This window comes from Sphingomonas parva (ex Maeng et al. 2020), assembly GCF_004564275.1.
Lineage (GTDB): Bacteria > Pseudomonadota > Alphaproteobacteria > Sphingomonadales > Sphingomonadaceae > Allosphingosinicella > Allosphingosinicella parva.
The window spans coordinates 154,373-166,804 of sequence record NZ_SPDV01000008.1; the positions used below are offsets into that span (position 1 = coordinate 154,373).

General features: G+C 70.8%; 11 protein-coding genes. 8 read left to right on the top strand and 3 right to left on the bottom strand.

Annotation, left to right across the window (positions count from 1 at the left end):
- The 3 genes from E2493_RS05825 to rplS are packed head-to-tail and all read left to right on the top strand — an operon-like array spanning nucleotide 1 to nucleotide 1,699.
- On the top strand, nucleotides 1-489 hold the full coding sequence (locus E2493_RS05825) for a hypothetical protein (protein WP_135084658.1): 489 nt from the start codon (nucleotides 1-3) through the stop codon (nucleotides 487-489).
- A gap of 42 nt (nucleotides 490-531) precedes the next feature.
- A complete protein-coding gene (trmD, locus tag E2493_RS05830) occupies nucleotides 532-1,269 on the top strand; it encodes a tRNA (guanosine(37)-N1)-methyltransferase TrmD (protein ID WP_135084660.1) in 738 nt (245 codons plus the stop codon).
- A gap of 4 nt (nucleotides 1,270-1,273) precedes the next feature.
- Nucleotides 1,274-1,699, top strand: a complete 426-nt coding sequence (gene rplS, locus E2493_RS05835) for a 50S ribosomal protein L19 (protein WP_135084662.1) — start codon at nucleotides 1,274-1,276, stop codon at nucleotides 1,697-1,699.
- Nucleotides 1,700-1,803: 104 nt separating this feature from the next.
- Here rplS and E2493_RS05840 read toward each other — a convergent pair whose 3' ends face one another.
- A complete protein-coding gene (locus tag E2493_RS05840; protein ID WP_135084664.1) occupies nucleotides 1,804-2,229 on the bottom strand; it encodes a hypothetical protein in 426 nt (141 codons plus the stop codon).
- Between the two features lie 287 nt (nucleotides 2,230-2,516).
- Between E2493_RS05840 and E2493_RS05850 the strand changes: the two genes are divergently transcribed.
- Nucleotides 2,517-4,733 (top strand): S9 family peptidase, encoded by a 2,217-nt coding sequence (locus E2493_RS05850; protein ID WP_135084666.1) that lies wholly within the window; start codon nucleotides 2,517-2,519, stop codon nucleotides 4,731-4,733.
- 24 nt (nucleotides 4,734-4,757) lie between these two features.
- Here the strand turns inward: E2493_RS05850 and E2493_RS05855 are convergent, their stop codons facing one another.
- Nucleotides 4,758-6,977 carry a M20/M25/M40 family metallo-hydrolase gene (locus E2493_RS05855; RefSeq protein WP_135084668.1) on the bottom strand — a complete coding sequence of 740 codons (2,220 nt, stop codon included), beginning with the start codon at nucleotides 6,975-6,977 and terminating at the stop codon, nucleotides 4,758-4,760.
- Between the two features lie 230 nt (nucleotides 6,978-7,207).
- On the opposite strand from E2493_RS05855, the gene E2493_RS05860 reads away from it, so the two are divergent.
- Complete coding sequence (locus E2493_RS05860; RefSeq protein WP_135084670.1) at nucleotides 7,208-8,236, top strand: aspartate-semialdehyde dehydrogenase; 1,029 nt, start codon at nucleotides 7,208-7,210, stop codon at nucleotides 8,234-8,236.
- 165 nt (nucleotides 8,237-8,401) lie between these two features.
- Here the strand turns inward: E2493_RS05860 and E2493_RS05865 are convergent, their stop codons facing one another.
- Nucleotides 8,402-9,025: a YitT family protein gene (locus E2493_RS05865; protein ID WP_135084672.1), complete on the bottom strand. Its 624-nt coding sequence runs from the start codon at nucleotides 9,023-9,025 to the stop codon at nucleotides 8,402-8,404.
- Between the two features lie 532 nt (nucleotides 9,026-9,557).
- Between E2493_RS05865 and E2493_RS05870 the strand changes: the two genes are divergently transcribed.
- The 3 genes from E2493_RS05870 to E2493_RS05880 all read left to right on the top strand — a co-directional run bounded on the left by E2493_RS05870 (nucleotide 9,558) and on the right by E2493_RS05880 (nucleotide 12,379).
- Nucleotides 9,558-10,001, top strand: coding sequence for a GFA family protein (locus E2493_RS05870; protein ID WP_135084674.1), 444 nt, complete (start codon nucleotides 9,558-9,560; stop codon nucleotides 9,999-10,001).
- Nucleotides 10,002-10,289: 288 nt separating this feature from the next.
- Entirely contained in the window at nucleotides 10,290-10,988 is a 699-nt protein-coding gene (locus E2493_RS05875) for an alpha/beta fold hydrolase (RefSeq protein WP_135084700.1), read from the top strand.
- Between the two features lie 692 nt (nucleotides 10,989-11,680).
- Nucleotides 11,681-12,379, top strand: a complete 699-nt coding sequence (locus E2493_RS05880; RefSeq protein WP_135084700.1) for an alpha/beta fold hydrolase — start codon at nucleotides 11,681-11,683, stop codon at nucleotides 12,377-12,379.
- Nucleotides 12,380-12,432 lie beyond the last annotated feature (53 nt).

Below are 12,432 nucleotides of genomic sequence, written 5' to 3' on the forward strand. Positions count from 1 at the left end.
ATGATCGCGTTGAAAGCCTGGTCGTCCCGCCACTGGTTCCTGCTCGTCCTGCCGGTGCTGCTCGCGATCTCGTTCGCCGTGACGCGGAACGCGGCGGGCGGGCCGGTCGAGCTGGTCACGCTGATCGACTGGTGCGTCAGCGTGCCTCTCCTCTACTTCCTCTGCTACCGGAACCGTCTGTCGGGTTGGCAGATGGCGCTGCGCCTGCTCGCCATCGCCTGCGCCGGCCTCTGGGTGGCGGGGCGGCTGGTGCCCGCCGCGGCGCAGGAGATATTGCCGCAGCTCGGCTGGCTGCGGGGCCTCGGCCTCGCGGCGATCGCCCTGGTCGAGCTGAGGCTGCTCGTGCTTGGCGTCCGCCTTGCCTTCTCCGGATCGGCCGACGCCGCGCAGCTCAGCGCGCGGACCGGTGCGCCGCCCTTCCTCGCCAGGCTGATGCTGCTCGAAGCGCGCTTCTGGCGCTGGGTCTGGCGCCTTATCCGCCGCCGCTGACGAAGGTCGCCAAGCGACGGTCGGGCCGCTAGGAGGCGGCGCATGACCTGGTCCGCGACCATCCTCACCCTCTATCCGGAGATGTTTCCCGGGCCGCTCGGCCACAGCCTGGCGGGGAGGGCGCTGGGGGAGGGGATCTGGAGCCTCGAGGCGGTGCAGATCCGCGATTTCGCGACCGACAAGCACCGCTCGGTCGATGACACGCCGGCCGGCGGCGGCGCCGGCATGGTGATGCGCGCCGACGTGCTCGGCCGCGCCGTCGACGACGTGCTGACCCGCCGCCCCGACGCGCCGCTGCTGGCGATGACGCCGCGCGGGAGGCCGCTGACCCAGGCGTTCGTGCGCGAGCTCGCCGCCGGGCCGGGCGCCTCGATCCTCTGCGGCCGCTTCGAGGGGATCGACGAGCGGCTGTTCGAGGCGCGGCCGATCGTTCCGGTGTCGATCGGCGACTACGTACTTTCCGGCGGCGAGATGGCGGCGCTGACGCTTCTCGATGCTTGCATTCGGCTGCTTCCCGGCGTAATGGGCGCGCCTCTGAGCGGTGAGGAGGAAAGCTTTGAAAGCGGCCTTCTCGAATACCCTCATTACACCCGACCTCAAGAGTGGGAAGGGCGCACGGTTCCCGAAGAGTTGCGATCGGGGAATCATGCGAAGATCGCCGCTTGGCGCAAGGCCAGGGCGATCGAGGACACACGGCTAAGGCGGCCGGACCTGATCGCGCGTCACGGGGACGCGCGAAGGCAGTCGCCCTCTGGCGCGCAACGCGAAGAAGAGAGTTGAAGACATGAACCTCATTCAGCAGCTCGAGGCCGAGCAGATCGCGCAGCTCAGCGCGGCCCGCGCGATCCCCGACTTCCGTCCGGGCGACACGCTCCGCGTCGGCGTCAAGGTCGTCGAAGGCGACCGCGCCCGCGTCCAGAATTACGAAGGCGTCTGCATCGCCCGCGCCAACAAGGGCCTGGGCAGCAGCTTCACCGTCCGCAAGATCAGCTTCGGCGAGGGCGTCGAGCGCGTCTTCCCGCTCTACTCGCCGAACATCGATTCGATCGAGGTCGTCCGCCGCGGCGCCGTCCGCCGCGCGAAGCTCTATTATCTGCGCGGCCGCACCGGCAAGTCGGCCCGTATCGCCGAGCGCCGCGACCCGCGCCAGAACGCCGGCCAGGCGGCTGCCGCGACCGCGACTCCGGAAACCGAGACCGCCGAGGGCTGAGCCCGTCGCGCATTCGCGCCGAATTGAAGAGGCGGGGAGGGCAACCTCCCCGCCTTTTTCTATTCAGCGTCGGGCGATGTGCCTCCCATGATGCGATGCGGCCGCTACCACTCGCTGTAGCGGAAGCTGATCACGCCCGGCTCGAATTCGATCCAGTAGCGCCGATTTCCCTGGACCTTTTCCCAGCATCGGCTGCGCTCGCCGCAAGGTTGCTGCTCGAACGTGCCGTCACGCACCGCCCGCGCCAGCTCCGCGCGGCAATCCGCAGGCATGTGCAGCACCGAGCTCGCACGGTCCCGGCCGCCCCAGCTGCGGCCCATCGAATGGGTCTCGATCAGGAGGTCCCCGCAGAAGAAGCCGGGCGCCGCCTCGCGCAGCCGCTGCGCCTGCCTGCCTTCCACGCCGGCGAAGACAAGGAGGCCCCAGAGCAGGAGCAGTGCGCCTGCTCCCACCGGGATCCAGATCAGCCTGGTTCGCACGAGATAATCGAAGACGGGCGAGGGCCGGCGGGTCAGGTCGAAGTCTCTCATCGGCTCGGCTCCGTCGGCGGCGGGATCCTCCTGCCCTTGGCGCGGCTGGTGAGATGAAGCCGGCGGCGGCGGTCGCAGCGAAAGGGGCGAAGCGGCCCTCGGCAGCGTACCGCCGCGCCAAGCTGCACTTCGGCGAAGCGCTGCTTTAACGCGCAGATGCTCGATCCCGTCCGCATCATCGTCTCTTCCCGTGCCGCCGACCGCCTCCCGGCGGAGGGCATAGCCGATCTCCATCGTCCGGGGGAGGAGGTGCTTCCCCCGCGGCCGCCGAGCCATTACCAAGCGGCATGCGTAAACTCGTCCTGCCGCTCGCCGCCGCCGCCATCGCGCTCTCCGCAACCTCCGCTTCCGCCGCCGACCTGACGCTGGAGCGGCTGTTCGCCAGCCCGTCGCTGGCCGGGCCGAGCCCGCGCCTGCCCAAGCTGTCGCCCGACGGGCGGCTGGTTACCCTGCTGCGCAACCGCGCCGACGAGAAGGACCGCTACGACCTCTGGGCGATCGAAGCCGCGACCGGCGCGGCGCGGATGCTGGTCGATTCGAAGAAGATCGGCAGCGGCGCCGAGGTCTCGGAGGAGGAGAAGATGCGCCGCGAGCGGCTGCGCATCGCCGGCACCAAGGGGATCGTCGATTATGCCTGGGCGCCGGACGGCAAGTCGATCCTGGTGCCGATCGACGGCGACCTGTTCCTCGCGACGCTCGACGGCGAGGTTCGGCGGCTGACCGAGACGAAGTCGACCGAGATCGACGCCAAGGTCTCGCCGCAGGGGCGCAGCCTGTCCTTCCTCAGGGACCAGAATGTCTATGTCGTCGATCTCGCCTCCGGCCGCGAGACCGCGCTGACCAAGGACGGCGGCGGCACCCTGTCCTGGGGCGCGGCCGAGTTCGTCGCGCAGGAGGAGATGGACCGGCTGACCGGTTATTGGTGGTCGCCCGACGATCGCTGGCTCGCCGTCGCCCGGGTCGACGAGAGCCCGGTCGCCGTCGTCACCCGCGCCGCGATCGGCGCGGAGGGGACGCGATTGGTCGAGCAGCGCTATCCCGCCGCCGGCACCAGCAACGCGATCGTCGACCTCTATCTGATGGCGCCCGACGGCAGCCGCCGGGTCAAGGCCGATCTCGGCGCCGACAAGGACGTCTATCTGACCCGCGTCGACTGGGCGAAGGACGGCAAGAGCCTCTACGTCCAGCGAATGAGCCGGGACCAGAAGAGGCTCGACGTGCTGCGCGTCGATCCGGCGACCGGCGCCTCCACAATCCTGTTCAGCGAGACCTCGCCGACCTGGCTCAACCTCACCGACAATCTCAAGCCGCTGGCCGACGGCAGCCTGATCTGGTCGTCGGAGCGCTCCGGCTTCTCGCACCTCTATCGCTGGAAGGCGGGCACATGGACCCAGCTGACCAGAGGCGACTGGGCGGTCGAGGAGGTCGCCGGCGTCGACGAGCGGACCGGGCGCGTCTATTTCACCGGCACCGCGGAGACGCCGCTCGAGCAGCAGCTCTACTGGGTGCGCTACGATCGGCCGACCAAGCCGGTGCGGGTCACCGAGGCGGGCTGGTGGAACGAGGTCAAGATGGACGAGAAGGCGACGCACGCCCTCGTCACCCGCTCCAATCCGTCTCAGCCGGGGCAGGTCTATCTCACCGACGGCGACGGCAAGCGGATCGCCTGGATCGAGCAGAACGATCTTGCGGCGGCGGACCATCCCTATGCGCCCTATCGCGCCAGCCATGTCGCGCCGGCCTACGGCACGCTGAAGGGGCCGGACGGGTCCGACCTTCACTGGCGGATGCTGTCGCCGCCGCGCGAGCCGGGCCGGAAATATCCGGTGTTCGTCGCGGTCTACGGCGGGCCGCACGGCCAGCGGGTCACCCGCGGCTGGTACAAGGACCTGCCGCTCCACCAATATCTGGTCGATCAGGGCTGGATCGTGTTCGCGCTCGACAATCGCGGCACCAACCGGCGCGGAACCAGGTTCGAGAGCGCGATCTACCATGCGATGGGCGCGGCCGAGGTCGAGGACCAGCTCGCCGGCGTCGAATGGCTGAAGCGCCAGGACTATGTCGATCCCGCGAAGGTGGCGGTGATGGGCTGGTCCTACGGCGGCTACATGACGCTGAAGCTGCTCGAGAAGGCGCCGGGCACGTTCGCCGCCGGCGTGGCCGGCGCGCCGGTGACCAAATGGGAGCTTTACGACACCTTCTACACCGAGCGTTACCTCGGCAATCCGGCGATCGATCCCGCGCCCTATCGCAGCTCCGACGCGCTCGACGAGGCCGGCAAGATCGCCGATCCCCTGCTGCTCCTCCACGGCATGGCCGACGACAATGTCGTGTTCGAGAATTCGACCGCGCTGATCGCGCGCCTCCAGAAGGAGAAGACGCCGTTCGACCTGATGGTCTATCCGGGCGCGACCCATGCCGTCTCGGGCGAGGGCAACCAGATCCACCTTTGGAAGACGATCACCCGCTTCCTCGACCGCGAGGTGAAGGGCGCGCCGGATTGACCGGCCGCGGCCGACCTCGCGAGATCACAGCCGCAGCTTGACCGAGACGTAGCGGGTGTCGGGCGCGTAATGCGGCGTCGCGTCGGCCGGGCGGGCGCGGAGCAGCGGCGCGGCGGCGGGCGGCAGGCCGCTGCGCAGGGCGACCAGATCGGCGTCGACCGGACGCGGCGAGGCGATCTGCACCGTCACGACCAGCCCCTCGCAGGCGCGGCCCATGCAGCGCAGCAGGAAGGGCTCGTCCTTCGCGCCGGCGCCGAAGCGCGCGGCGGAGCGGCCGGATCGTGCCGACAGCATTGGGGTATCCGGAGCGAAGCGGAGCAGGAGGCTCTCGGCGCCGGCGCCGCGCAGCCGCAGGGTGACCAGCCGGCCGCCGCGTATGGAGCGGCGTTCGAGCATTTCGGCAGACGGCGCGGCGAGCGGGACGGGTGGTGCCGGCGCGCCCAGGCGCTTGCCCGGCGCCCAGGGCACCTCGGCGTTGCGGCGGAAGCCGGCGAAGGCGGCGGGGAGGGGGCCGCCGTCGTGATTGACCAGCCACTGGCCGCGCCGCGCCGCCGGATCCCAGGCGTAATCGATGCGGAAGTTCTGCTTGGCCGCGGCGTCGTAAGCGGGCGCGGCCGCGGCGACCGCCCAGCCGCCGGCGAGCAGGGCGGCGGCCGCCGTGAGCCCCGCCGAGGCCGGGACATCGCCGAGCCGCGGCGTCAGCTCGATCAGCACGGGCAGGACGAGCAGGGCCGCGATCGGCGCGAACAGCCAGGCGGCCGAGAGTCCGAGCAGGACCTGGGCGAGGTGGAGGAGCGGCGCCCAGCTCAGCAGCAGCAGGATCCAGGCGGCCAGCGCGCCGACCCGTTCGGCCCGCGGCCATCGCGGCGCCAGGGCCATCCCGAGCAGGGCGACGGCCGGCGGCGCGAGGAAGAAGATCGAGGCGCCGGGCATGGTCAGCGCGATCAGGGTCCCGAAGGCGAGGAAGAGCAGCCAGAAGGCGGCGCGCAGCGCGCGGCGATCGGCGGGCCGCCGCCACGCGAACAGCGCCAAAGCGGCGGCGAGCGCCGAGGCGTCGATCGCCGCCGAGGTCAGCTCCGGATGGGCCAGCCAGAAGGCGCCCGGCTTCACCATCCAGACCGCCGCCTGGCCGAGCAGAGTCGCGACGACCGCCGCCAGCAGTGCGCCGGCGAGCAGCGCCAGCGCGCCGGCAAGGCCGCGCCGCCGCCGCCAGGCGACCAGCGCGGCGCCGGCGAAGAGCACGATCACGCCGCCGACGGCCAGCGGCTGGGGGAGGCGGAGGAGGGCCCGGCCGAGCAGGTCGGCATAGACGGTCTCGCCGCCACCGCCGACGGGAAGGGCGGGGCTGGTCGCGAGCCGGGCCGCCGCGGCCAGCGCCTGTATCCCCATGTGCCGCACGCTGCGCGGATCGAGGTTGGCGAGGCGATCGTCGCGGCTGTGATAGCGGCTCTCGTTGCCGATGATCGCATAATTGAGCATCGTCCACGGCCGCTCGTGGAAGAAGGTGACGTCGGTCGCATTGGGGATGTTGGAATAAGCGTCGGCGGTGAGCGAGCTCGCCACCGGCCGCACCGCGCCGGCGGCGAAGGCGGCGATCGCGGGGCCGTTCGGACGGCTGGTCTCGAACATGATCGCCGGGCCGGTGACGCCCCGCGCCTCGAGGTTGATCGCCGCGCCGACCCGGGCGGCGAGCGGGTCCTGATCGAGGAAGAAGCGGGCGCCGAGCAGGCCCGCTTCCTCGCCGTCGGTGAACAGCAGGGTGACCGGCCGGGCGAGGCGGCGCGCCTTGAGCAAGGCGGCGGTCTCGAGCGCGACGGCGACGCCGAGGCCGTCGTCGGCGGCGCCTGGTCCGGTGGGGCTCGAATCGTAATGCGAGGCGATCAGCAGGTGCCGCCCGGTGGCCGGCCCGAACGTGGCGCGGACATTGCGCACCCGGGCGCAGGTGACGAAGCGCATCCGCGGGAAGCCGCTGCAGGCGATCCCGTCGGTCACCACCGGCGCGAGACCGAGGGCGCGCAGCTCGGCGACCAGGCGCGCGCGGACCGCGTCGTTGGCCGGACTGTCGACCGGATGCGGCCGCTCGTCGCCGAGGATGCGGGCAAGGCGGGCGAGGGCGCGGCCGGTGTCGAACGCCCCCGGCGCCGCCTGCGCCGGCACGTCGGGGACCTGGACCATCGCGCCCTTGAAGCCGAGGGCGACGAGCAGGAAGAGAAGCGCGGCCGCAGCCGCCCAGGTCCGTCTCATTGTCCCTCCCGCTTTTGTGCGCGCGGTTCATAGCAAGCTCGGCGGGTGCGGCCAAAGGGGGCCGGGCAATGCGCCCGATCGCGCGAGCGGCGGGATCCCAAGCAGGCTCGGTGCCGCGGATCGGCCACGGGCACATGGAAATCGACGCGGGTGGTATGGGATCCAATACTCTGCGATTGTATCTCGCGCGAATGTGACTAACTGGGGCGAACGGATTCCAGGAGATCGAAATGGGTTATCGGGTGGTGGTCGTCGGCGCGACCGGCAATGTCGGGCGCGAGATGCTGAACATCCTCCACGAGCGGCAATTTCCGCTCGACGACATCGCCGTGGTCGCCTCGCCGCGCTCGACCGGCAGCGTCATCGATTTCGGCGACAGCGGCCGCGAGATCCGGGTCAAGAACATCGAGCATTTCGATTTCGCCGGCTGGGACATCGCTCTGTTCGCCGCCGGATCGGCCGTGTCGAAGGACTATGCGCCCAAGGCCGCCGCGGCGGGCTGCACGGTCATCGACAACAGCTCGCTCTACCGGATGGACCCGGACGTGCCGCTGATCGTGCCCGAGGTGAACGCCGAGGCGATCGACGGCTATCGCCGCAAGAACATCATCGCCAACCCGAACTGCTCGACCGCCCAGCTCGTCGTCGCGCTGAAGCCGCTGCACGAGCGCGCCCGGATCAAGCGGGTGGTGGTCGCGACCTACCAGTCGGTCTCCGGCGCGGGGAAGAGCGGCATGGATGAGCTGTTCGAACAGAGCCGCAACATCTTCGTCGGCGACGCCAACGAGCCGGTGTTCTTCACCAAGCAGATCGCCTTCAACGTCATCCCGCACATCGACGTCTTCCTCGACGACGGATCGACCAAGGAAGAGTGGAAGATGGTGGTCGAGACCAAGAAGATCCTCGACCCCTCGATCAAGCTGACCGCGACCTGCGTGCGCGTGCCGGTGTTCGTCGGCCACAGCGAGGCGGTGAACATCGAGTTCGAGGACGAGATCTCGGCCGAGGAGGCCCAGGCCATCCTGCGCGAGGCGCCGGGGGTGATGCTCGTCGACAAGCGCGAGGACGGCGGCTACGTCACCCCGGTGGAGGCGGTCGGCGAATATGCCACCTACGTCAGCCGCGTCCGCGAGGACCCGACGGTGGAGAACGGCCTCAGCCTGTGGTGCGTGTCGGACAATCTGCGCAAGGGCGCCGCGCTCAATGCGGTGCAGATCGCCGAGCTGCTCGGCCGGCGGCATCTGCAGAAGGCGGCGTAAGAGCGCCAGGCACTCCTCATCCTCCCTGTCGCCGCAGGCGATGGGGAGGGGGACCGCGCGTAGCGCGGTGGAAGGGCCAGGGCATAATCCGAGCGTCCTGCCCCTCCACCAGCGTTCGGCTGGTCCCCCTCCCCATGGGCTTCGCCCACAGGGAGGATTGTTCCTTCAGTAGCCCGTATACCGCCCCGGGCGGTGCCAGGCGATCAGCACGCCGCTGATCGCGGCGGCGCTCGCCACCGAGAGCAGGAATTGCGTCGGCGCGAGCACGGGGAGGGAGGCGGCGAGGATGATCGCGTCGCCGATCAGCGAGGTGCGGCCGGCGTTCCAGCCGCGGCGGCGCTGGAGGGCCAAGGCGACGATGCCGAGCCCGCCGACGCCGGCATGGTGGCGGGCGAGGGCGAGGATGCCCATGCCGATGATCGTGCCGCCGAACAGGGCCGCGAACAGGCCGTTCACGTCCTCGAGCCGGAAGGCGAGGGGCGCGAGCAGGGCAAGGCCGGTGATCGCCAGATTGGCGAGCACGGTGCGCACCATGAAGCCGTTGCCCATGCTCCGCCGAGCCAGCCAGAAGAAGGGCAGGTTGAGCAGGGTGAACAGCAGGCCGGCGGGCAGCGGCAGGAGGTAGGAGAGCAGCAAGGCGATGCCGGCCATGCCGCCGGTGACCAGGCCGGCGCTCTTCAGCCAGACCAGGCCGAGGGTGACGAAGGCGCAACCGATCGCGAAGGCGTAGACGTCCTCGACCAGGCTGTGCGGCTTGCCCGCGGCGAGCGCGGGATCGGGGGCGTTCATGCGTGGCTCCGGCGGTGGCCGGCATCCTCTCGTCCCGTCTGGCGCGGGGTCGCGGCGGGTTAGGCGGGAAGCGGCGCGGAGACAAGGGCAGTGGCAGCTCGCTCGCACCCGCCGCAGCGGGAGCGCGTGTATTTCGCTTCACCTGTCAAGGACCGAGGACGCGACGAGCTGGGCCTGGCCAGCAACAGGGAACGTAACGGGAACATAGGGTGCGTGTCAATGAAGGATGCACCCTCGTCGTCGTGGCAAGGAGGCGAGGGGCCCAACGGCTGACGGATCCTCCCCTACGAGGGAAGGTGGCAGGCGAATGTGCGGGCCATTTTGCCCCCGGCACGACTCCGGACTGCCGGGAGCAGTCCGCACCCTCATTGACGGAGGGGTGTCAGCATCTTCGGAGGGGCTGTGCAGACGAGGAGCGCTGACACCCCACCACCGCGCTGTGCGCGGTCCCCCTCCCCTTACAGGGGAGGATGGTCCTTTTCTTCCCCGCGCGTCTGTCCCAAGCTTCACCCTCAATCACAGGAGCGAGACGATGGCCGATCGGATGGAGGGCGGGTGCGCCTGCGGGCGGGTGCGGTATGTGGCGGAGGTCGACAATGACGACGCCTATCTCTGCCATTGCCGGATGTGCCAGAGAGCGACCGGCAGCGTCTCGATCGCGTTCAAGGGGATCAGGAAGGACGCGGTGACCTGGGCGCAGGCGCCCGATCTCTACACCTCGTCGCCGATCGCCCGCCGGCCCTATTGCCGCGAATGCGGCACCTCGCTCGGCTTCGAATTCCCCGACAGCGAGACGATGGACCTGACCGTCGCCTCGTTCGACGATCCGTCGCGCTTCGTGCCGCGCCACCATTTCGGCGCCGAGAGCCTCCACCGCGCCTGGCTCAACACCGAGGGGCTGAAGGAGATCAGGACCGAGGAGCACAAGACCCTGGTCGAGCGCTGGGTCAAGGCGACGGGCTCGGCGCCGGTTTGATTATTCCTCCCCGGAACGGGGAGGGGGACCGCACGAAGTGCGGTGGAGGGGGCTCGTCATCTGGCCGAGCGTTGGCCAACCGCCCGGCGCGCAGTGCGGGTCTCTGGACCCCCTCCACCACGTCGCTCCGCGCCGCGGTCCCCCTCCCCGCAAGCGGGGAGGATCTTGGAACCGGGTCCATGCGTCGCTAGGGCGGCCCGCGCGTTGGCCGGGCGAGGAGCACAGGACTTGGAAGCGACACGACACGAATTCGCCGCGCCGGACGGGGTGCGGCTGAGCTGGGCGGAGATGGGCCCCGCCGAGGGCCGGCCGGTGGTGCTGCTCCACGGCCTGTTCTCGGACGCCGAGACCAACTGGCTGAAGTTCGGCCATGCCGCCCAGATCGCCGCGCGCGGCTTCCGGGTGATCATGCCCGACCTCAGGGCCCATGGGATGAGCGGCAAGCCGCACGAGGCGGCGGCCTATCCGCCCGACGTGCTCGCGCACGACGGGCTGGCGCTGGTCGACCATCTCGGCCTCGGCGATTACGACCTCGGCGGCTATTCACTGGGCGGGCGGACGGCGGTGCGGATGGTGATCCTCGGCGCGCGGCCGCGGCGGCTGATCGTCGCCGGCATGGGGCTCAGGGGGCTGCTGAACACCGGCGGCCGCGCCCACCATTTCCGCAAGATCCTGACCGGCCTCGGCAGCCACAGCCGCGGCTCGCCCGGATGGCTGGCCGAGGCCTTCCTCAAGACCACCGGCGGCGATCCCGAGGCTTTGCTGCCCCTGCTCGGCAGCTTCGTCGATTCGACCGAGACGGAGATCCGGGGGATCGCGGTGCCGACCCTGGTGCTGGCCGGCGCCGAGGACCAGGACAACGGCCCGGCGGTCGACCTCGAGGCGGTGCTGCCCGACGCGCGCTTCGTCGAAGTGCCCGGCAACCACATGAGCGCGGTGACCAAGCCGGAGCTGGGCCGGGCGATCGCGGGGTTCCTGGCGGAATGACAGTCCTCCCCATCAGCGCGGAGCGCTGATGGGGAGGGGGACCGCGCGTAGCGCGGTGGAGGGGCCGGGCAGACCGGCAAGGAGCACCCGGCCCCTCCACCAGCCTGCGGCCACCGGCTGCTGCGCAGCCGGGTTCCGCCTTCCGGCATGCCCCCGGCGTGCCGCGGCTACACCCCCCTCCCCATCCGCTGCGCGGACAGGGAGGAACGAGGGGGACCGTCGCCGAAGGCGGTGGTGGAGGGGGGCCTCCATCCACACCGGCCCAGGGGCGGGTCCACGCCAGCGTCCGAGTTATAGCCGAAGCGACCTGCAATGGGCCCCCTCCACCATGCTTCGCATGGTCCCCCTCCCCATCGCCTGCGGCGACAGGGAGGACTGTCGAGCGAGTCGGCGCCTCATCCTCCCTGTCCGCAAAGCGGATGGGGAGGGGGACCGCACGAAGTGCGGTGGAGGGGGCTCGTCATCTGGCCGAGCGTTGGCCAACCGCCCGGCGCGCAGTGCGGGTCTCTGGACCCCCTCCACCACGTCGCTCCGCGCCGCGGTCCCCCTCCCCGCAAGCGGGGAGGATCTTGGAACCGGGTCCATGCGTCGCTAGGGCGGCCCGCGCGTTGGCCGGGCGAGGAGCACAGGACTTGGAAGCGACACGACACGAATTCGCCGCGCCGGACGGGGTGCGGCTGAGCTGGGCGGAGATGGGCCCCGCCGAGGGCCGGCCGGTGGTGCTGCTCCACGGCCTGTTCTCGGACGCCGAGACCAACTGGCTGAAGTTCGGCCATGCCGCCCAGATCGCCGCGCGCGGCTTCCGGGTGATCATGCCCGACCTCAGGGCCCATGGGATGAGCGGCAAGCCGCACGAGGCGGCGGCCTATCCGCCCGACGTGCTCGCGCACGACGGGCTGGCGCTGGTCGACCATCTCGGCCTCGGCGATTACGACCTCGGCGGCTATTCACTGGGCGGGCGGACGGCGGTGCGGATGGTGATCCTCGGCGCGCGGCCGCGGCGGCTGATCGTCGCCGGCATGGGGCTCAGGGGGCTGCTGAACACCGGCGGCCGCGCCCACCATTTCCGCAAGATCCTGACCGGCCTCGGCAGCCACAGCCGCGGCTCGCCCGGATGGCTGGCCGAGGCCTTCCTCAAGACCACCGGCGGCGATCCCGAGGCTTTGCTGCCCCTGCTCGGCAGCTTCGTCGATTCGACCGAGACGGAGATCCGGGGGATCGCGGTGCCGACCCTGGTGCTGGCCGGCGCCGAGGACCAGGACAACGGCCCGGCGGTCGACCTCGAGGCGGTGCTGCCCGACGCGCGCTTCGTCGAAGTGCCCGGCAACCACATGAGCGCGGTGACCAAGCCGGAGCTGGGCCGGGCGATCGCGGGGTTCCTGGCGGAATGACAGTCCTCCCCATCAGCGCGGAGCGCTGATGGGGAGGGGGACCGCGCGTAGCG